The sequence below is a fragment of the Pseudomonas sp. CAM1A genome, assembly GCF_047501685.1.
Classification (GTDB): Bacteria; Pseudomonadota; Gammaproteobacteria; order Pseudomonadales; family Pseudomonadaceae; genus Aquipseudomonas.
Genome location: NZ_JBFNXP010000023.1, coordinates 1 through 20,875, shown reverse-complemented (window position 1 = coordinate 20,875; position 20,875 = coordinate 1). Strand labels below are relative to the sequence as shown.

The following is a 20,875-nucleotide window of genomic DNA, read 5'->3' as shown; positions in this document are numbered from 1 at the left end:
AGCGATAGATCCAAGGCACTGTCACAGGCCACGCGCATCAGCGGCTTGAACGCCGATGGAGTCTGGTTGAGCACGGTCACGCCCTGCTCCACCAGCAGCTGATGGAAGTCTTCCGGCGAACGGGTCACTTCACGCGGCACGATCACCAGACGGCCACCGTGCAGCAGCGCGCCGAAGATCTCCCACACCGAGAAGTCGAAGGCGTACGAGTGGAACAGCGTCCACACATCCTGCGGGCCGAAGCCGAACCAGGCATCGGTGGCCTTGAACAGGCGCAGCAGGTTGTGGTGCGGCAGCAGCGTGCCTTTCGGCTTGCCGGTCGAGCCCGAGGTGTAGATCACATAGGCCAGGTTATCCGGCTGGGTCAGGTGCTCGGGGTTCTCGTCGCTGTAGCCAGCCAGATCATCTTCGAGAGACAGGCTGTGCACATGCGTCGGCACCGGCAGGCCGGCCAGCAAATGGTCTTGAGTCAGCAGCAACTGAATGCCGCTGTCTTCCATCATGTAGCTCAGGCGATCCTGCGGGTACTCCGGGTCCAGCGGCACATAGGCGCCGCCGGCCTTGAGGATCGCCAGCAAGCCGACGATCATCTCGAAACCGCGCTCCACGGCGATGCCCACCAGCACATCCGGCCCCACGCCCTCGGCGCGCAGCTTGTGCGCCAGGCGGTTGGCGCGGCGGTTGAGCTGTTCGTAGCTCAGCGCCTGCCCGGCGAAGGTTACGGCGATCGCCTCAGGCGTGCGCGCCGCCTGTGCTTCAATCAGCTCCTGAGTGCAAGCCGTACTTGGATAGCTGGCAACCACCTGCAGGTCTTCCACCGGCAGGCTGAGCGCGCCCAGGGCACGCTGGCCATCGGCCGCCAACTCCGCGAGCAGGTGCTGGAAGTGCCCCGCCAACTGGTCGATGGCCAGTTCGCTGAAGCATTGGCGAGCGAAACTGAAGCTCGCCTCCAGGCGCTCACCTACCTGCACCACCAGGGTCAACGGGTAGTTGGTCTGTTCCTGGTTCTGCACCTCGCCGAACTGCAGGCCTTGCGGCGCGCCCTGTTGCAGCGCCTCGGCGACCGGGTAGTTCTCGAATACCAGAATGTTGTCGAACAGCGCTTCGCCGCTCCAGCCGGCCCAGCGCTGGATCTCGTACAACGGCGTGTGCTCGTGCTCGCGCAGGGCCAGGTTCAGCGCCTGCACCTGCTGCACCCAATCGCCCACGGTCTGTTCCGGGCGCGGGCTGGCGACCACCGGCAAGGTGTTGATGAACAGCCCCAGTTGCTCCTCGACGCCCGCGAGCTCCGCCGGGCGGCCGGCCACGGTGGCGCCGAAGGTCACGCTGGACTGCCCGGTGTAGCGTTGCAACAGCAGCAGCCACGCGGCCTGGACCAGGGTGTTGAGGGTAACCCGCTGTTGCCGGGCGAAGTCCGCCAACTGCTGGGTCTGTTGCGGCTCGAAGCGCAGCGCCAGGCTGCCATGACCTTGCCCTTGGGCCGAGGACTTGAACGCCTGGACCAGTCGCGTTGGCTCGTCCAGCTCGGCTACCTGGGCGCGCCAGAAGGTTTCGCTGGCCTGCTGGTCCTGGCCTTGCAGCCACTGGATATAGTCGCGGTAGCGGCTGTTCCTGGCGCTCGGAGCGACGCCGCTGTAACGCTGGAGCACCTCGCCGAGCAGGCGCGAGCTGCTCCAGCCGTCCATCAGGATATGGTGGCTGGTGTAGATCAGATGATGGCCGCCGTCAGCCGTGCGGATCAATGTCAGGCGCAGCAGCGGGCCGCTGGCCAGGTCGAAGCCGGCCTGGCGCTCGGCCTGGGCCACGGCGTCCGGATCCTGGGCCTGGTCGAGCTCGACGAACGGCACCTGCACCTGGCGCCGCACCACTTGCACAGGCAGCGGCAGGTCTTGCGGGAAGCAGCTGCGCAGCACTTCGTGGTTGTCCACCACCGCCTGCCAGGCCGCGCGGAAGCGCGCCAGATCCAGCCCGCGAACATCCACGCGCAGCTGGTTGATGTAGTTGCCCGCGTCCTGCTCGAAGAGGCTATGGAACAGCATGCCCTGCTGCATCGGCGACAGCGGATAGAGGTCCTCGATCTCCCCGGCCGCCAGCGGCAGGCCATCCAGTTGCGCCTGGGTCAGCTCGGCCAGCGGGAAGTCCGATGGCGTGACGCCCTGGTGCGGCGCCTGGGCGCAGTGCTCGACCAGCTCGGCCAGCACCTGCTCGTAGCGCCGCGCCAGGGCCTCGATGGTCTCTGGACGGAACACCTCGCGACTGAAGCTCCAGTCCAGCTCCAGCTCACCCTGGTAGACCTGGCCGTTGATACCGAGCCAGTTGCCCAGCGGGCTGTCCAGGTCCTGGGTGGCGCCACTGCCCTCGCTGGCCGGGGTGAACAGTGCACCCTCAGCCTGGGCGAAGCTGCCGTCGAACTGGCCGAGGTAGTTGAAGGTCACCCGTGGCTGCGGTAGCGCCCGCAGGCGCTCACGCATGTCGGGCTCGCCAAGGTAGCGCAGCACGCCATAACCGATACCTTTGTTCGGCACCGCACGCAGTTGCTCCTTGATCGCGCACAGCCCCGCGCCAAGGCCTTGGGCCGGCGTCAGGCGTACCGGGAACAGGCTGCTGAACCAGCCCAGGGTGCGGCTGAGGTCCAGTTCCGGGAACAGGTCCTCGCGGCCGTGGCCTTCGAGCTGGATCAGTACCGAATCCTCTCGGGTCCAGTCGCACAGTACCCGTGCCAGGGCCGCCAGCAGCAGGTCGTTGACCTGGGTGCGGTAGGCCGCAGGGGCCACCTGCAGCAGCTTGCGGGTCAAGGTTGCGTCCAGGCGCGACGAGGCATGGGTGAGGTGACGGTTGGTCTGGGCGCCCGCCGGGTTATCGCGGGGCAACTCGCCGCCAGTGGCTTCAAGGCCGTGCAGCCAGTGGTCGGCCTCGCCCAGCAGTTCCGGGCTGCGGGCATAGGCGCCCAGGCGCTCGGCCCAGGCCTTGAGCGAGCTGCTCTTGGCTGCCAGCGTCACGGCCTTGCCCGCGGCCAGGGCCGTGTAGGCCAGTTGCAGGTCTTCCAGCAGTACCCGCCAGGACACGCCGTCGACCACCAGGTGGTGGATCACCAGCAGCAAGCGCTGCTGGCCTTCAGGCAGCTCTACCAGCAGCGCCCGCAGCAGCGGCCCCTGGGCCAGGTCCAGGCTGCGCTGGGCCTGCTCGGCCAACGCCGGCAGCTCGGCCAGGTCACTCAGTTGACGAACCCAGAGAATGTCATCGGCCTTGGCAGGCTGGAATTCGGCCTGCCAGGCTTCGCCCTGGGTGAAACGCAGGCGCAAGGCATCGTGCTGAGCGACCAGCGCCTGCAATGCGCCTTGCAGGTGGTCTGCGCCAAGGGCCTGGGTCGGTTTGAGCAGCAGCGCCTGGTTCCAGTGCTGACGCTCGGGGATAGCGGTTTCGAAGAAGCGCGCCTGGATCGGCAGCAGCGCCAGCGTGCCGCTGACCTGCTCGACCGCTGCGGCCTTTTTCTCGATGCGCTTGGCCACCGCCGCCAGCTGGCCGATGGTCTGTTTCTCGAACAGTTGCTTGGGGCTGAGCTTGATGCCCTGGCGTTTGGCCCGGGCGATGATCTGCAGGCTGAGGATCGAGTCACCGCCCAGCTCGAAGAAGTTGTCAGTGCTGCCGACCTGGCCGAGCTTGAGCACCTCGGCCCAGATCGCGGCCAGGGCCTCTTCGATCTCGCCGACCGGCGCCGTGTACTGACGCCGGGCGACACCCGGCGCTGGCAAGGCGCGCTTGTCCAGCTTGCCGTTGGCGGTCAGCGGCAGGCGCTCCAGGACCAGGACCTGCGCCGGCACCATGTAGTCCGGCAGCCGCTCCTGCAGTTGCTGGCGCAAGGCTTCACCCTGCAGCCCCTGGCCCACGCACCAGCCGACCAGCTGCAGACGGCTTTCATCGCCCTCCACCGGCTGCGCCAGGACCACCGCTTCGGCGACCCCGTCCAGCCCCCGCAGCACCCGCGCCACCTCGGCCGGCTCGACGCGATAACCGCGCACCTTGACCTGGTCGTCGGCGCGGCCGATGAATTCCACCTGGCCCGAACGATTGCGCCGCACCCGGTCGCCGCTGCGGTACAGGCGCTGGCCAGACCGCGTCGGATCCGGCAGGAAGCGTTCGGCGGTCAGGCCCGGCTGGCCCAGGTAGCCCTGGGCCACGCTGGCGCCACCGATGTACAGCTCACCGGCGACCTGGTCGGCCACCGGGTTGAGCACATCGTCGAGCAGCAGCACATGGGCGCCCGGCAAGGGCTCGCCCACCGGCACAGCGCGGGCGCCCTCGGCAAGGCTGGCCACTTCATGGGTCAGCACGCCGACCGTGGTCTCGCTCGGGCCATAGTGGTTGATCAGGCGGCAGCCCGGCTTGAGCCGGCGCACCTGCTCCACCAGGGCTGGCGTGCAGGCTTCGCCACCGACGATCAGTGCATGCTGTGGCAGCGCATCGGCGGGGTTGCCGGCTTGCAGCAACGCCGCCAGGTGGCCGGGGACGATCTTCAGCACGCCGACCTGGTGTTCGGCCATGTAGCGGGCGAAGGCGTCCGGGTCGAAGCCCAGCGCCTCGGGCAGTACATGCAGCAGGCGCCCGGCGCACAGGGCACCGAACAGCACGGTGTGGCCCAGGTCGGCGGCGATGGTCGAGACCAGCGCCATGCTCGCCTCTGGCGCCGGCGCCAGGCGTTCGAGCAGGCCGGCGACGTAGCTGGCCAGGGCGCCATGGCTGACCAGCACGCCCTTGGGCTGGCCGGTGGAGCCGGAGGTGTGAATCACATAGGCCGGCGACTCGGCCCAGAGTGTGACGGCCGGCGCGCTGGCCGGCAGGTCCTGCCACTGTTCAGGCGCATAGGCCAAGGCCAGGCGGTCGGCGGCGGCCAGGCTGGCCAGTCGCGCATCGCCAGCGGCGCACAGCAGGACCTTGGCCTGCGCGGCGTCGAGCATCTGGCGCAGGCGCGTTTCAGGCGCCTTGGTGTCCAGCGGCATGTACACGGCGCCAGCCTTGAGGATACCGAGCATGCAGGCCAGCCAGTCCAGCGAGCGCTCCATCAGCACCGCGACCGGTTGGCCGCTGACCACACCCTGTTGTTGCAGGTGATGGGCCAGGCGGTTGGCGGCCTGGTCCAGGGCAGCGAAGCTCAGGCTGTGCTCCAGGCTGCAAGCGGCAAGCGCCTCGGGCTGCCGGTGCACCTGCTGCTGCCACTGTTGCAGCACCAGCGCCGGCACTTCGCGCTGCGGCGCCTGCTCGCTGCGCAGCGGCGCGGCCAGGCGGTGCAGCGGCAGCTGCGGGGCGTCGAGTAGTTGGCCCAGCAACTCGATGAAGGCCGGAATGAAGGCCTCGACGGTCGAACGCTGGTAGAGGTCGCTGGCGAAGGTCATTTCGCCATGGATCAGCTGGCCGTCGTCGGTGATGTCCAACGCCAGGTCGAAGTGGGTGCCGACCTTGTCCAGCGGGTACTCGGCGACACTCAGGCCCGGCAAGGCCAGCGAGCGCTGGCGCTGCATGCCGACGTTCTGGTTGAACTTGACCTGGAACAACGGGTTGTGGCCGAGGTTGCGCTCCGGCACCAGTGCATCCACCAGTTGCTCGAACGGCAATTCCTGGTGCGCCTGGGCGCCGAGCACCGCTTCGCGCACCTGGGCCAGCAGGTCATCGAAGCTCAGGCGCTCGTCCACCTGGCAGCGCAGCACCTGGGTGTTGACGAAGAAGCCGATCAGCCCCTCGACCTCGGCGCGGCCACGGTTGGCGTTGGGCACGCCGATGCGGATATCGCGCTGCCCGGCCTGGCGCGAGAGGAACAGCGAGAAACCGGTCAGCACCAGCATGAACAGAGTCATGCCCTGGGCGCGGGCATAGCCGCCCAGGCGTCGAGACAGCTCGACGCCGAAATCGAAGACCAAGGTCTGGCCATCGAAGCTCTGGGTCAGTGGCCGCGGGTAGTCCGCGGCGACCTCCAGCAGCGGTTGCTCATCGCCCAGCTGCTGGCGCCAGTAGTCGAGCTGGCGCGCGCCCTCGCCGGCCTCCAGCCAGCTGCGCTGCCAGATGGCGTAGTCGGCGTACTGCACCGCCAGCGCCGGCAATTGCGGCGCCTGGCCCTGGCTGAACGCCTGGTAGCTGTGCACGAACTCCTTGACCATCACGTCCATCGACCAGCCGTCGGAGACGATGTGGTGCATGCACACCAGCAGCACATAGTCCTCGGCCGCCAGCCGGTACAGGGTGGCGCGCAGCAGCGGGCCGTGCAGCAGGTCGAACGGCTGGTGGCTGGCCTCGCGCACCCGCGTGGCCAGCTCGGCCTCACGCAGGTCAGTGGCGATGGCGGTGAGGTCGACCTGCTCCAGGGGCACGGCCAGATGCTCGAGGATCACCTGGCGCGGCTGTTCGCCCTCGACCTGGAACACCGTGCGCAGCGCCTCGTGGCGCGTCGCCAGGTAGTCGAATGAGCGCTGCAGCGCCGACACGTCGAGCCGACCGTTCAGGCGCAGGCCTGCAGCCATGTTGTAGGCCGCGCTGTGCGGCTCCAGCTGCCAGAGGAACAGCAGCCGCTGCTGGGCGAACGACAAGGGGATGCTGGCGAAGTCGTGCCGCGACTCGGCCACCGGCAACAGGCTGAAGTCCTTGCCGTCCTCACGCAGCTTGGCGAGGAACTGCCGACGCTGCTCCAGGGGCAGGCTGACGAACCGTTTAGCAATGCGTACCGCCATGTTGCCACTCATGCCTCAACCCCTTCCAAGGAACCCAGAAACGCGTCCATATCCGACCAGTCGTCATCCGTATCGCCGCCCTGCAGCCGGGCCAGCTCGGCGGCCAGGTCACCCAGCGCCGGTTGTTCGAACAGGCTGCGCAATGGCAGCACCAGGCCCAGCTGGTCCTTGATCCGCGCCAGCACCTGGGCGGCCAGCAACGAGTGCCCGCCAAGTTCGAAGAAGTGATCGTCCAGGCCGACCTTCGGCACGTTCAGCACCTGCATCCAGATCTGCGCCAGTTGTTGTTCGATGGCGCTCTGCGGCGCCCGGTACTCGGCCTGCAACGCACTCGGATCCGGCGCCGGCAGGGCCTTGCGGTCGAGCTTGCCGCTGGGCGTGAGGGGCAGGCGCGGCAACAGCAGCAGGTGGCCGGGGACCATGTACTCGGGCAGGCGGGCCTTGAGCAGGCTGCGCACCTGCTGGCGCAAACGGGCCTGTTCGGCAGCATCCTGTTCGGCCGCGTCAGGCACCACATAGGCCACCAGTTGCAGGCCGCCGGTCATCGGCAGGGCCAGCACCACCGCTTCACGAACCCCCGGGCACTGCTGCAGGCGCGCCTCGATCTCGCCGAGCTCGATGCGGAAACCGCGCACCTTGACCTGGTGATCGACGCGGCCGATGTATTCGATGGCGCCATCGGCGCCCAGGCGCGCGCGGTCGCCGGTGCGGTACAGACGCTCGCCCTGGGCGAACGGGTCGGCGACGAAGCGCTGGGCAGTCAGTGACGGCTGGCCGTGGTAGCCGCGGGCCAGGCCCGGGCCGCCGATGTACAGCTCGCCCACCGCGCCCTGGGGCAGCAATTCGAGGTCATCGTCGAGGATGTACAGGCGACGCTGCGCCAGGCCCTGACCAATGGGGATGCCACGCCAGGACACTGCATCATGGCCAAGCCCGGTGCAGTCGTGAATGGTCGAGACCACCGTGGCCTCGGTCGGGCCATAGGTGTTGAGCAGGCGCACATGACCCAGCCCTGCCAGTTGCCACAGGCGCAGCCCGTCCACCGCCATCGCCTCGCCGCCGACGTGGATCTGGCGCAGCGCGCCGTAGCTGGCCGGCGGACGCGCGGCGAAGTCCTGCACCAGCCAGTACCAGTAGGCGGCCGGCAGATCGGCCAGGGTCACCCCGTGCTCGATCAGCACCTCCTGCAGGGCGGCGCTGTCCCACAGGCGGGTATCGCGCAGCACTACGCAGGCGCCATGGCACAGCGGCGGGAAGAATTGCTCGACGAAGCCGTCGAAGCTGCTGGTGGCAAACTGCAGTACCCGGTCGCCTTCGCGCAGGTCGCTGTAGTCGATGGCGCGGGCGATGAACTCGCTCAGGGCGCCGTGGCTGATCGCCACGCCCTTGGGCCGGCCGGTGGAGCCGGAGGTGTAGATCACATAGGCGAGGTTATCCGGCACGACGGTCAGCGGCAGGTCAGCGACCGGCTCGTCCGCCAGCGCCAGCTGGTCCAGGCACAGGCAACGCACTGCTTCCCGCGCAGGCAGTCCAGGCAGCTGCGCGGAAGTGGTCAACAGCCACTGCAGGCCGCTGTCCTCGAGCACATGCCCCAGGCGCTCGGCCGGGGCCTGCAGGTCCAGCGGCACATAGGCGCCACCGGCCTTGAGCACGGCCAGCAGGGCCACAGCCAGGTCCAGCGAGCGATCCAGGGCCACGCCGACCAGGCTGTCGGGGCCAACGCCCTGGCGACGCAGGAAATGCGCCAGGCGATTGCTCCGGGCGTTGAGCTCGGCATAACCCATCGACGGTGCCTCGGCGCCATTGGCCAGGATCAGCGCCAGCGCCTCGCCGCTGCGCGCAGCCTGGGTTTCGAACAGGCGCTGCACCGGCACCCACGGTGCCACATCGGCCACCGGGCACAGCAACGCCTGGCGCTCGGCCGCGGCTAGCATCGGCAGCTCGCCCAGGCGCTGGCGCGGGTCGTTGCACACCGCGCGCAGCAGGTTGCGCCAGTGCCCGGCCAGAGCACTGATGGTGGCCTCATCGAAGATATCGGTGGCATAGGTGAAGGCGGCGAATACCTGCTCGCCCTCCTCCCGGGTGTCGAGCATCAGGTCGCTGGTGGCGGCGTGCTGGCGGCGGCTGCCGGCCAGTTGCTCGGCGCTCAGGTAGCCCACGCGCAGGCCGCAGTCCAGGCGCACGTCCTGGAGGTCGGTGACCAGCGGCTGGTGGTTGAACATCACCTGGAACAGCGGCGTGTGGCTTTGGCTGCGCTGGGGCTGCAAGGCTTCGATCAGCGCGTCGAACGGCAGGTCCTGGTGCGCCTGGGCGCCGACCGAGGCCTGGTGCAGGCTGCGCAGCAGCTCGCTGAACGGCGTCTGCGCAGTGAACTGGCTGCGCAGCACCTGGGTGTTGACGAAGAAGCCGACCAGCCCCTCGGTTTCGCTGCGGTTGCGGTTGGCGATCAGGCCGCCGACGCGGATGTCGGCCTGCCCGCTGTAGCGGTGCAGCAAGGTCTTGAACACCGCCAGCAGCACCGTGGACAGGGTTACGCCGTGCTGCTGGGCCAGTTGCTTGAGATCTTCGCGCAGGCCACTGTCGAGCACCAGTTCCAGGCGCTCGCCCAGATGGCTGGGCTGGGCCGGGTAAGGTCGGTCGGTCGGCAGTTCCAGCAACGGATGCTCATCGCCCAGCTGCTCGCGCCAGTAGTCCAGCTGGCGCTCGCGCTCACCGGCTTCCAGCCAGCTGCGCTGCCACAGCGCGTAGTCACGGTAGTGCACCTTGATTTCCGCCAGCGCAGGCTCGCGCCCCGCCACCAGGGCGTCGTAGCTGCGCATGAATTCGTCGATCAGGACGTTCATCGACCAGCCGTCGGCGATGATGTGGTGCAAGGTCAGCAGCAGCACATGCTCCTGGGGCGCCAGGCGCAGCAGGGCGATGCCGAACAGCGGGCCGCGCTCGAGGTCGAAGGCCTGGGTGGCCTGGGCCGCCATCTGCTGGTGGGCGCGCTCCCAGCGCGTGGCTTCGGGCAAATCGGCCAGGTCGAACAGCTGGATGCCTACCGGCGCGGGCTCGGCCACCCGCTGCACGGCGCGCTCGCCGTCCTGGGCGAAGGTGGTGCGCAGGCATTCGTGGCGGCCGACCAGCAAGGTGAAGGCCCGCTCCAGCGCCTGCACCTGCAGCTCACCTTCCAGGCGTACGGCCATCGGCAGGTTGTAGGCGGCACTGTGGGGTTCCAGCTGCCAGAGGAACCACATGCGCTGCTGGGCGTAGGACAGGCCGTCGCGCTCGCTCAGGCCGACACAGGACGACATGGGCAACTGCGCGAAATCGATACCCTCGCGTCGCATCCCTTCGAGGAACAAGCGACGCTTGTCCAAGGGCAACTCGATGAAACGGCGGGAAAGTTTCTGGGCGTCTGCGGCATTCATGTGTGGGGTCCTTGCTGATCGGCGGCGCAACCGGAAGGTCCGGGCGCATCAACAAGAACGAATGGGCGGGGGGATGATTTAGCGGGTATCGAGCCTGAAAAGCCTGGGGCTGCGCGGCAGCCCCAGCGTCGACAGGTCAGGCCTGGTCCAGCGAGTGCCCCTCGGCCATCGCCACGATCACCTTGCGCGGGCCTTCGAACGGCGCGCGGGCATGGGCGGCGAGCATGTTGTCGAGCATCATCACGTCACCCTCCTGCCAGAGGAAGCTGATCTTGCAGTCCTCGAGCACCGCACGGATCTCGTCGAGCACTTCATCCTCGATGGGCGAACCGTCACCGTAGTAGACGTTACGCGGCAGATCTTCCTCGTCGACGATGTCCAGCAGGCTTTCCCGCACCTCGGGCGGCAGGTTGGAAATATGGAACAGGTGTGCCTGGTTGAACCAGACCTTGTCGCCGGTGACCGGGTGCTCGGCCACCGCCTGGCATACCTGGCGAGTGCGCAGCTCGCCGTCGTCCTTCCATTCACAGGTGATGCCGTGGGCCATGCAGTAGGCTTCGACCTCCTGCGGGTCCTCGGTATTGAACACATCCTCCCAGGACACATCCAGCCCGTTGCCGAAATTGCGTACGTACATCAGCCCCTTGCTGACGAAGCGCTCGCGAATGTGCGCCGGCACCTTGCGGTAGACCTCGCGACTGTCGGCAATCGGCGTCTGGCCGCCGGACTTTGCGGCGATCATGCTGTAGAACCAGATCTTCATCGGCCAGTCGCGGGAGTAGGCCTGCTCGTTGTGCAGCGGAATGTGCTGGTGCGCCGGATACTCGGTGGAGGTGTAGACCCCCTGGGTGACGTTGGTGCGCGGCGTGGAGCCGAACTCGTAGTTGAGCAGCGGATGGCCGAAACTGGCGGCGAACTGACGGAACTGCTCGGCGCCCTCCAGGCGGAAACCTCGGAACAGGATGCCGCCATCGCGCAACAGGTGCTCGTCCACCAGCGCCTTGAGCTCATCGAACACGTCCAGCAGGCTGGTATCGTCGTCACCGGCCTCCACCAGCAATGGCAAACGTCCCTGCTCCGGCAATAGCGGACGCACTGTAAATCCCACAGCAACACCCATGACGGGCCTCCTGTACACACCTAAGGAAAAGGGAGCGACGGCCCAGGGGCACGCTCGCATCCGGTGATAGGGGGACGTATCGGGGCGCAGGCAAATTAGTCCCTGTGTAGCAACAGGCAGGGCAACCTGGAAACACTTGCTTGCAATTACCCCATCAGGTTTTGCCCTGCTCATGCGTCTCTTTCTGATACGGCCGGGCAATCCGCCCCTGAATTCGCCATTGACACTGCGTACCCCATGTCGAAAAAGTCCCGCTCGAAAATCTGGTTCCTCGTGCACAGCTGGCTGGCGCTGCCCATCTGGTTCTTCGTGCTGATCGTCTGCGTTACCGGCACCCTGGCGGTGATCAGCAAGGAGATCGTCTGGCTGGCCAACCCGGAAACCCGCGCCAATCCGCCTTCGGATGATGCCCGACGACTGAACTACGACGAGTTGCTGGTGGCCATGCAGCGCGACGAGCCCGGCATCGCCGTGGCCAGCCTGATGACCCTGAGCGAGTCGCACTTCGCCATGCTGTCGGATGTCACCTACCCTGACGGCCGCACCCTGAGGGTCTACGTCAACCCCTACACCGGCCACATCCAGGGCGTGCCGCCACAGTTCAACTTCGAGGAATTCACCCGCGCCCTGCACGGTTGGTGGCTGGTGCCGCACACCAATGGCTACAGCTGGGGCTGGTACCTGGTGTCACTGCTCGGGCTGCCGATGCTCGCTTCGCTGGTCACCGGGCTGGTGATCTACAAGCGCTTCTGGAAGGGCTTTTTCAAACCGACCCTGCGTTTCAACCAGGGCGCGCGGATCTTCTGGGGCGATTTCCACCGCCTGAGCGGCATCTGGTCGATCTGGTTCATCGCGGTAATCTCCATCACCGGTACCTGGTTCCTGGTCAAGGCCCTGCTCGCCGACAACCATATCGCCATCTCCAGCCAGCCCATCGTGCCGGTGGTGGCAAGGGAGACGGTGCCGCTGACCGCCGACGGCAGCCCGACGCCGATGATCAGCCCGGACGAGGCCGTCAGGATCACCCAGCGCGAAATCCCGGGTTTCACCGTCGACTATGTCGGCTTCCCCAGCAACGCCTATGCCCATCTGAGCATCGGCGGCATGAGCTGGTATCCACTGGTGTACCAGAAAGCCGAGATCAACCCCTATACCGGCAAGATGGAAGCCAGCCGCCTGCTGGGCGATCGCAAGGCGGTCGAAATCGTCACCGAGTCCATGCGCCCGTTGCACACCGGCGAGTTCGCCGGCCTGACCACCAAGCTGATCTGGTTCTTCTTTGGCCTGCTGCTGAGCATGATGGTGCTCAGCGGCCTGCTGATCTGGAGCAAACGTACCGCCCTGGCCACCGCCAATGCCCTGAAGCGCAGCCAAAAGCAGGCGCGCACGGCCAAGGCACCAGTTCCGACGGAGGTCACGACCAGTTCTTGAAACATTTTCTTTCATTTGACTTGGCAGCTTTCTGATTCTCATTCGTCCTTACTTATGCAGCCTTCCAGGTTGAGCACAGACTCGACCGTATTTTTTTATGCAGAAGACCGACCGATGGCCCGACAATCGAGAAAGAAATCCAATTCCAAGCTGTGGTTTCTGGTGCACAGCTGGCTTGCCCTGCCGATCTGGTTCTTCGTCCTGATCGTCTGCTTCACCGGCATGCTCGCGGTGGTCAGCCAGGAAATCGTCTGGCTGGCCAACGCCGACGTGCGCGCCAGCAAGCCCGACGACGCCAGCCAGCGCCTGAGCTACCAGCAGGTGCTCGACGCCATGCACAAGGCCGAACCGGACCTGGCGGTGCGTTTCTTCAGCCAGCCGGACGGCTCGCACTTCGCCCTGCAGGCCTCGGTGACCCGCGCCGACGGCACCAACGCGCTGCTCTACGTCAACCCGTACACCGGCGCCATCCAAGGGCAGCGCCCGGACTTCGACTTCGAGGCCTTCACCCGCGCCCTGCACGGTTGGTGGCTGGTGCCCTTCACCAATGGCTATAGCTGGGGCTGGTACCTGGTGTCGCTGCTCGGGCTGCCGATGCTCGCCTCGCTGGTCACCGGGCTGGTGGTGTACAAGAAGTTCTGGCGCGGTTTCTTCAAGCCCGTGCGCACCGGCCATGGCCGGCGGATCTTCTGGGGCGACCTGCACCGCCTGGCCGGTGTGTGGTCGATCTGGTTCATCGCGGTGATCTCCATCACCGGCACCTGGTTCCTGATCCAGGCGATCCTCGGCGACAACCACGTGACCATTTCCAGCGAGCCCGTCACCCCGGTGATCGCCCGCCAGCAGGTCCCGCAGACCCCCGACGGCAGCCCGGCGCCGCGGATAGACCTGGACGAGGCAGCGCGCATTGCCACCCAGGCGGTCCCGGGCCTGGACGTCAGCTTCATCTCGCTGCCCGCCACCGCCTACAGCCACTACAGCATGGGCGGCCGCGGCTGGTACCCGCTGATGTTCCAGACCGCCGAGGTCAACCCCTACACGCGCAACGTCGACGCCCAGTTCCTGCTCGGCGACCGCTCGGCCCTGGAGTTCGTCACTGAGTCCATGCGCCCGCTGCACACCGGTGACTTCGGTGGCCTGGCGATCAAGCTGATCTGGTTCTTCTTCGGCCTGGTACTGACCCTGATGGTGTTCAGCGGCCTGCTGATCTGGACCAAACGCACCACCCAGGCCACCCGCGCCGCCCTCAAGCGCGGCGAACGCCCGGCGCGCCCAATCACCCTGGAGGCCCACTCTTGAGCCAGACCGACACCCTGCCGCCGAGCGGCCTGAAGCAGCTGTGGCTGAAATGGCGCTTCCACCTGAACATCCTGCTGATCCTTGTGCCGCTGGGCTTCATGCCCAAGTACTTCGCCGACGCCAGCCTGTTCCGCGGCGACAGCGGCCTGGGCGCCAACATCATCCAGGACGTCCAGGTCGGGCGCTGGACCCTGGACCTGGCCGAGCTGCGCGACGAAGCCCCGCGTGCCGAAGGCCCGGCCGGCTACTTCAAGGCCTTCAACGCCGCCTGCGGCAACTGCAACGACGGCGCCAAGGCCATCTACCTGCGGGTAGGCAAGCCGCGCAGCCTGCGCGCCGCCGGCACGATCTTCTTCGGCGCGCCAGCGCGCATGGGCACCTCGCTGCCGATCCCGCCGCGTACCCGCCCAGACGCCGACATCTGGATCACCATCGAAGGCTGGGACGGCAAGATGTACCAGGCCTCGGTGCCGCTGGCCAAGGCATCCCCCGCCACCGCGGCCTGGCTTGAAAAACAAGGAGGCAACAAATGAAACAGCTGATGCGCAGGCTGGCCCTGCCCCTCTTGGCCCTGGCCGCCACCCCGGCGCTGGCGCACAACCCCATGTGCGAGTGCACCGAGCACGGCGAGCAGATCACCTGCAAGGGTGGTTTCTCCGACGGTAGCGGCGCCCCGGGGGTGACCCTGGACGTGATCGGCTACGACGAGCAGGTGCTGGTGGCGAGCAAGCTCGGCGGTGACTCGACCCTGACCTTCAAGCGCCCCGAAGGCGAGTTCTACGTGCTGTTCGATGCCGGCCCCGGCCACGTGGTGGAAGTCGACCACGCCGACATCGGTGCGCCATGAGCCGCGCCCAGGTGGTGCGCCCGGCCGGCGCCGGGCACGAGACCCTCTACGTGCTGCTGGCCGCCGTGCTGATCGTGGTGCTGGCCGCAAGCGTGGTGGCCGTGCGCGGCGAGCGCGAGGATGAACAGCCCATCGCCGCCCACCAGCTCGACGCCCGCCGCGACCTCAATGCCGCCGAACAGGGCATCCACACCGACCTGTGGGTGGCCGTCGAGGAGATCCGCGCACTGCGCGAGGACAACGGTGTCGCCCCGGACGCCCAGGCCCTGGCCGACGAAGGATTGCCGCCGTTCGTCAATGATGCCAGCAGCAAGAGCCGCGGCAGCCACCAGTGGTCCTTGCTGGCCAACGGTGCCTACCTGGGCCGCAGCCAGGATGCCGCGGTGGCCGGCAGCATCCTGCTGATCCTGCCTCCGGGCAACGAAACCCAGCCTGATGTCTGGCTGCGCCGCGACAGCAGCACCGTGGCCCCGGATGACCTCGGCGACGACGCGCTGATCGCCGCCGGCTGGCAGCAGATCGTCACCCACTACGACGCCGGGGTCACCCGCCAACACCGTCACTAAGGACCTGCCCATGCTTCGCTTCGTCCGCCGCACCCTGGCGCTGCTCCTGGCCTGCGCCCTGCCCGCCCTGGCCCTCGCCGACAACGGCAAGCCGCTGCGCATCGGCATCACCCTGCACCCCTACTACAGCTACGTGAGCAACATCGTCGGCGACAAGGCCGAAGTGGTGCCGCTGATCCCGGCCGGTTTCAACCCGCACGCCTACGAGCCGCGCGCCGAGGACATCAAGCGCATCGGTAGCCTCGACGTGATCGTGCTCAACGGCGTCGGCCACGACGACTTTGCCGACCGCATGATCGCCGCCAGCGAAAAGCCCGACATCAAGACCATCGAGTCCAACGCCAACGTGCCGTTGCTGGCGGCCACCGGCATCGCCGCCCGCGGCGCCGGCAAGGTGGTCAACCCGCACACTTTCCTGTCGATCAGCGCCACCATCGCCCAGGTCAACAACATCGCCCGCGAGCTGGGCAAGCTCGATCCGGACAACGCCAAGTTCTACACGCAGAATGCCCGGGCCTACGCCAAGCGCCTGCGTGGTTTGCGTGCCGAGGCCCTGGCCAAGGTCACCCAGGCCCCGGACGCGACCTTCCGCGTGGCCACCATCCACGCCGCCTACGACTACCTGGTGCGTGACTTCGGCCTGGAAGTCACCGCCGTGGTGGAGCCTGCCCATGGCATCGAACCGAGCCCGGCACAACTGAAGAAGACCATCGACCAGCTCAAGGCGCTGGACGTGAAGGTGATCTTCTCGGAGATGGACTTCCCCTCGGCTTATGTCGACACCATCCACCGCGAGTCCGGCGTGCGCATCTACCCGCTCACGCACATTTCCTATGGCGAATACACCAAGGAAAAGTACGAGGTGGAGATGAAGCGCAACCTCGACACCGTGGTCCAGGCCATCCAGGAGAACCGCACATGACCGCCGCGGCCAACCTCACCGCCGCCAGCGGGCCGCGTATCGAGTTCGACGGTATCGACCTCACCCTCGGCCGCACGCGCATCCTCGAAAACGTGCGCTTCAGCGTGGCGCCAGGCAGCGTGCACGCCATTGTCGGCCCCAACGGCGGTGGCAAGAGCTCGCTGATCAAGACCCTGCTCGGGCAGATGCCGCACCAGGGCCAGCTGACCCTGCACTGGCCCGGCGAGCGCGAGGTGATCGGCTACGTGCCCCAGGCTCTGGAGTTTGACCGTGGCCTGCCGATGACCGTGGACGACTTCATGGCCGCCATGTGCCAGCGCCGCCCGGCGTTCCTCGGCCTGTCGCGGCGCGTGCGCCCGGCGATCGATGCAGCGCTGACGCGGGTGGGCATGCTCGACAAGCGCAAGCGGCGCATGGGCGCCCTCTCCGGCGGCGAGCGCCAGCGCGTGCTACTGGCCCAGGGGCTGATCCCCGAACCGCAGCTGCTGGTGCTGGACGAGCCGATGTCGGCCCTCGACGAAGCCGGTATCCAGGTCTTCGAACAACTGCTGCACGGCTGGCGCCAGGCCGGCACCACCGTACTGTGGATCGAGCACGACCTCGAAGCGGTGCTGCGCCTGGCCGACCGCGTCACCGGGCTGAGCCGCCAGGTGCTGTTCGACGCCCCACCGGCCCAGGCCCTGACCCCCGAGCGCCTGCTCGGGCTGTTCTCCGTCCACCCGCGCAGCGAGAGCCTTGCCTGATGAGTTTCGAAACCTTCCGCCAGCTGGTCCAGGACTGGGCCACGGCTGGTTATCTGCCCGAGGCGCTGGCCTACGGCTTCGTGGTCAACGCCCTGCTGGCGGGCCTGATGATCGGCCCGGTACTCGGCGGCCTGGGCACCCTGGTGGTGGTCAAGCGCTTCGCCTTCTTCTCCGAGGCGGTCGGCCACGCGGCGCTCACCGGCGTGGCCATCGGCATCCTGCTCGGCGAACCCTACACTGGCCCCTACGGCAGCCTGTTCGGCTACTGCCTGCTGTTCGGCATCCTGCTCAACTTCCTGCGCAACCGTACCGGCCTGTCGCCGGACACCCTGATCGGCGTGTTCCTCTCGGTGTCGCTGGCCCTGGGCGCAAGCCTGTTGCTGATGCTGGCCGGCAAGATCAACGTGCACATCCTGGAGAACGTGCTGTTCGGCTCGGTACTCACCGTCAGCGCCCAGGACCTGCTGGTGCTGGGCATCGTCGCCGTGCTGGTGCTGGCCCTGGCCCTACCGCTGTACAACCGCATCATGCTGGCCAGTTTCAACCCGCAGCTGGCGGCGGTGCGCGGGGTGGCGGTGAAGACCCTGGACTACCTGTTCGTGGTGCTGGTGACCCTGGTCACCGTGGCCTCGGTCAAGGTGATCGGGGCGATCCTGGTCGGCGCCTTGCTGGTGATCCCGGCGGCGGCGGCGCGGCTGGTCAGCCAGTCGCTCAAGGGTTTCTTCTTCGTCTCGGTGATCATCGCCACCCTCAGCACGTTGCTCGGCATCCTGCTGCCGATCGTCTTCGACCTGCCGGTGCCCTCGGGCGCGGCGATCATCCTGGTCGCCGGGATCTGCTTCGCCCTCGCCGCCCTGGCCCGCGCCCTCGTCCCACGCCTGCAAGGAAACCCGGCATGACCCTGAAGAAACTCACCCTGGCCCTGGCCCTGAGCGGCATGCCGCTGCTGGCGGGCGCCACCGAAGTGCTGACCACCCTGCCGGTGACCCACAGCCTGGCCAGCGCCTTGCTCGACGGCACCTCGGTGCAGCTCAAGCGCGCCGCCCCGGCCAACCTGCCGGCCAGCCGCCAGCCGTCGTACTTCAGCGGTCGCGGCGGCGCCAGCCTGCAGAAGGTGGCGCTGAAGGCCGACGCGGTGATCGGCGTGCGTTCGATCTGGCGCGACGACCCGCTCTACCCCATGGCCCGGCGCAGCAACATCCGTATCGTCGAGATCGACGCCGCCCGCCCGGTGGACGGCGCCCTGCCCGGCATCGCGGTCAAGGGCGACGAAGCCTTCGCCGCCTACCCCTGGCTCAACCCGACCAACCTGGGGCGCATGGCCGACGTGGTGGCCAATGACCTGGAGCGCCTTTCGCCAGCGGACAAAGCGAAGATCCAGGCCAACCTGGCCGGCATCAAGCGGCAGATGCTGGAGCTGACCGCCAGCAGCCAGACGCGCCTGGCCGAGGTCGACAACCTGACCGTGGTCAGCCTGTCCGAACGCCTGGGCTACCTGGCCAGCGGGCTGAATCTGGACGTGGTCGACCAGGCGCTGCCGGCCGACGACAAGTGGGACGAGGCGGCGCTCAAGGCGCTTGCAGACAACCTCAAGGCGCAGGACGTGGCCCTGGTGCTGCACCATCGCCAGCCGGATGCCAAGGTGGCCGAAGTGGTCGTCGCCGCCGGGGCCAAGCTGCTGGTGCTGGAGAGCGACGCGGAAGATACCGTGGCCGGGCTCAAGGCCAGTGTCGAGCAGGTGGTCAACGCGCTCGGTCAGGGCTGATCACCATGGGAGCGGGCTTGCAATGCCGGCCCTATCGCGGGGCAAGCCCGCTCCCACGCAACGACAGCTTCAGCGCTTCATGCAGCGCTGATAACGCTCATCCACCCTGCCGGCAAACCACGCCGTGGTGAGCTTGCGGGTAATCTTCGGGCTCTTCAGCTCGATCCCCGGCAGTACCGCCCTTGGCAAGGGCTTGCCGGCCTTGGCTTCGGCCAAGGCGAAAACCTTGCGGTACAGCTCGGTCTCCTCCAGCGCCAAGTCGTTCTCTTTCTCCAGCTGCGCCCTGATCTGCGGATTACGCAGCCCCAGCTTCGCCCCCAGCTTGCGCGCCGCCTGCTCGGTGGTGCCGGGCATGATCGCGCCGGGGGCGATCAGGTCGCCGTCGAGCGCCAGCGACGCCCCGCTGGCCCGGCTCAGCGCTGCCTGGAACGCGGCGTTGCGGCTGGCGTACCAGCCGGCGTTGAAGTCGGCGAAGCGGTACAGCTGGCGTTGGTAATGGGTGGGATAACCCAGCAGATGGGCAATACCGAAGTACATCCCGCCACGGCGGCTGAACACCTCCTGGCGAATACTGCCCGGGTGGTCGTAGGGATAGCCCTTGGCGTGCTTTTCGGCAAAATCCACGCTGACCTGCATCGGCCCGCCGGTGCGCACCGGGTTCAGCCCGCCCAGCAGCGAACGCCCCAGCGGCAGGCCATCGATCACCTCGTCGTACAGGGTGCTCAATTGCTTTTCGCTGCGCACGGCGAGCAGGCGTTGCTGGTAGGTCTTGCCGTTGGCCGAAGGCGTGCTCAGGGCGCCATCGACCAGCAGCCGGGGCACATGCAGCCGAGCCGCCCGGCGGTCGATCTCCTCACGGGCTATACGGCCCAGATTCGGCACCTGGGGATCGGCATTGAAGGTGGACTCCTGCTCGGTCACCGCCAGCACGGCGCACAGGTTGCTCTTGCTCGGGCTGATGCCCTGGGCCTGTAGCGCCACCTGGATATCCTCGGACCAGCCCTGCCGGTCCTTGACCTGGGCCGGCAGCAGGCGCATGAGCTGGGCGCGGACCTTGGCCGGGTCGGCCTCCGGCGCCTCTTCGCGGCGCCCGGCGCAGCCCTGCAGCAGGCCCAGCGCCAGCAGCCCGAAGGCCAACAGACGCCCGTTCAGGGTTGCTCCCCCACCAGGTAGGTCTTGCTGATCTGGCGGAACAGCGGATGGCTGGAGCTGCCCAGCACTTCGAACAGCACCATCTCGCGGGTGACCACCTGCGCCCCGGCATCGCGCATGCGCGCCAGGCCCGCCGCCTTGCTGGCCGGGGTGCGGCTGTCGCAGACGTCCTCGACCACGAACACCTGCTTGCCCAGGGCCAGCAGGCCGAGCACGGTCTGCAGCACGCAGACATGGGTTTCCATGCCACAGACGATGACCTGCTCGCGCGCCAGCAGGCTGGGGGGCAGGCACTCGGCGGCGACACAGGAGAAGTGCATTTTCTCGACGACCTCAGCGGCTGGCGCCGCGGCCTTGAGGGCGGCCAGGGTGTAGCCCAAGCCCTTGGGGTATTGCTCGGAGATCACCGTGGGCAGCTCGAGTTCGGCGGTTGCCGCCAGCAGCCAGCGGGCGCGGGCCGCAGTGCCCTCGGGGTCGCTCATCGCGCCGATGAGCTTTTCCTGGATATCGACGACCAACAGCGTGGCCTTGCGAGGATCGATCAGCATTGTCAGCCTCATGCCTGGGGAAAAGGCTAGCCTTACCCAGGCGCGGGATGACGTCAATCAAAGCAGCGCCTGGGCAGGTTGCCGTTGCGGTTCTGTTGCCCGTTGCCGTTGCCGTTGCCGTTGCCGTTGCCGTTGCCGTTGCCGTTGCCGTTGCCGTTGCCGATCAGGAGTCTAGCGCCTTACCCAGCTAGCGACAGCTGCGCTAGTCCAGGCGCCGCCCGTAACTTCGCGACTTCAGGAGGCCGAACGCAGGTCTTGCGGAGGGAGGTGACGGGCATGGATGCCCGTCAAGCGCTGCGCCCCAGGATGGGGCGTTCAGCGCGGTCCTCCCGGGAGCAAGGCCGGAGTGAGGG

At 67.5% G+C, this 20,875-nt stretch carries 14 protein-coding genes; 9 read left to right on the top strand and 5 right to left on the bottom strand.

Annotation, left to right across the window (positions count from 1 at the left end; genetic code table 11):
• From ABZO33_RS26315 to ABZO33_RS26305, 3 genes are all read right to left on the bottom strand, one after another.
• The coding region (locus tag ABZO33_RS26315; protein WP_414538435.1) for an amino acid adenylation domain-containing protein at window positions 1–6,728 on the bottom strand (6,728 nt) is incomplete at its 3' end.
• Window positions 6,725–10,129, bottom strand: a complete 3,405-nt coding sequence (locus tag ABZO33_RS26310) for an amino acid adenylation domain-containing protein (protein ID WP_414538434.1) — start codon at window positions 10,127–10,129, stop codon at window positions 6,725–6,727. The genes ABZO33_RS26315 and ABZO33_RS26310, both read right to left, overlap by 4 nt.
• Before the next feature lie 136 nt (window positions 10,130–10,265).
• Entirely contained in the window at window positions 10,266–11,249 is a 984-nt protein-coding gene (locus ABZO33_RS26305) for a TauD/TfdA family dioxygenase (protein WP_414538433.1), read from the bottom strand.
• Window positions 11,250–11,486: 237 nt separating this feature from the next.
• Between ABZO33_RS26305 and ABZO33_RS26300 the strand changes: the two genes are divergently transcribed.
• The 9 genes from ABZO33_RS26300 (at window position 11,487) to ABZO33_RS26260 (ending at window position 18,822) form a co-directional block, all read left to right on the top strand.
• Window positions 11,487–12,680 (top strand): PepSY-associated TM helix domain-containing protein, encoded by a 1,194-nt coding sequence (locus tag ABZO33_RS26300; protein WP_414538432.1) that lies wholly within the window; start codon window positions 11,487–11,489, stop codon window positions 12,678–12,680.
• Window positions 12,681–12,794: 114 nt separating this feature from the next.
• Window positions 12,795–13,979, top strand: coding sequence for a PepSY-associated TM helix domain-containing protein (locus ABZO33_RS26295; RefSeq protein WP_414538431.1), 1,185 nt, complete (start codon window positions 12,795–12,797; stop codon window positions 13,977–13,979).
• The gene (locus ABZO33_RS26290; RefSeq protein WP_094012606.1) at window positions 13,976–14,512 is read left to right on the top strand and encodes a thiamine pyrophosphate-binding protein; all 537 of its coding nucleotides are present in this window, start codon (window positions 13,976–13,978) and stop codon (window positions 14,510–14,512) included. Before ABZO33_RS26295 ends, ABZO33_RS26290 begins: the two co-directional genes overlap by 4 nt.
• Complete coding sequence (locus ABZO33_RS26285; RefSeq protein ID WP_414538430.1) at window positions 14,509–14,826, top strand: hypothetical protein; 318 nt, start codon at window positions 14,509–14,511, stop codon at window positions 14,824–14,826. The genes ABZO33_RS26290 and ABZO33_RS26285 overlap by 4 nt, the downstream gene beginning before the upstream one ends.
• Complete coding sequence (locus ABZO33_RS26280; RefSeq protein ID WP_414538429.1) at window positions 14,823–15,392, top strand: DUF6162 family protein; 570 nt, start codon at window positions 14,823–14,825, stop codon at window positions 15,390–15,392. The genes ABZO33_RS26285 and ABZO33_RS26280 overlap by 4 nt, the downstream gene beginning before the upstream one ends.
• 10 nt (window positions 15,393–15,402) lie before the next feature.
• Window positions 15,403–16,314, top strand: a complete 912-nt coding sequence (locus tag ABZO33_RS26275; RefSeq protein ID WP_414538428.1) for a metal ABC transporter substrate-binding protein — start codon at window positions 15,403–15,405, stop codon at window positions 16,312–16,314.
• Window positions 16,311–17,057 carry a metal ABC transporter ATP-binding protein gene (locus ABZO33_RS26270; protein ID WP_414538427.1) on the top strand — a complete coding sequence of 249 codons (747 nt, stop codon included), beginning with the start codon at window positions 16,311–16,313 and terminating at the stop codon, window positions 17,055–17,057. Before ABZO33_RS26275 ends, ABZO33_RS26270 begins: the two co-directional genes overlap by 4 nt.
• Entirely contained in the window at window positions 17,057–17,956 is a 900-nt protein-coding gene (locus ABZO33_RS26265) for a metal ABC transporter permease (RefSeq protein ID WP_414538426.1), read from the top strand. Before ABZO33_RS26270 ends, ABZO33_RS26265 begins: the two co-directional genes overlap by 1 nt.
• Window positions 17,953–18,822, top strand: coding sequence for a metal ABC transporter solute-binding protein, Zn/Mn family (locus tag ABZO33_RS26260; RefSeq protein WP_414538425.1), 870 nt, complete (start codon window positions 17,953–17,955; stop codon window positions 18,820–18,822). Before ABZO33_RS26265 ends, ABZO33_RS26260 begins: the two co-directional genes overlap by 4 nt.
• A gap of 69 nt (window positions 18,823–18,891) precedes the next feature.
• Here ABZO33_RS26260 and ABZO33_RS26255 read toward each other — a convergent pair whose 3' ends face one another.
• Together ABZO33_RS26255 and ABZO33_RS26250 are read right to left on the bottom strand one after the other, a co-directional pair.
• Window positions 18,892–19,974, bottom strand: a complete 1,083-nt coding sequence (locus ABZO33_RS26255) for a DUF1615 domain-containing protein (protein ID WP_414538436.1) — start codon at window positions 19,972–19,974, stop codon at window positions 18,892–18,894.
• Window positions 19,971–20,522, bottom strand: coding sequence for an isochorismatase family protein (locus tag ABZO33_RS26250; protein ID WP_414538424.1), 552 nt, complete (start codon window positions 20,520–20,522; stop codon window positions 19,971–19,973). Before ABZO33_RS26250 ends, ABZO33_RS26255 begins: the two co-directional genes overlap by 4 nt.
• Window positions 20,523–20,875: the final 353 nt, after the last annotated feature.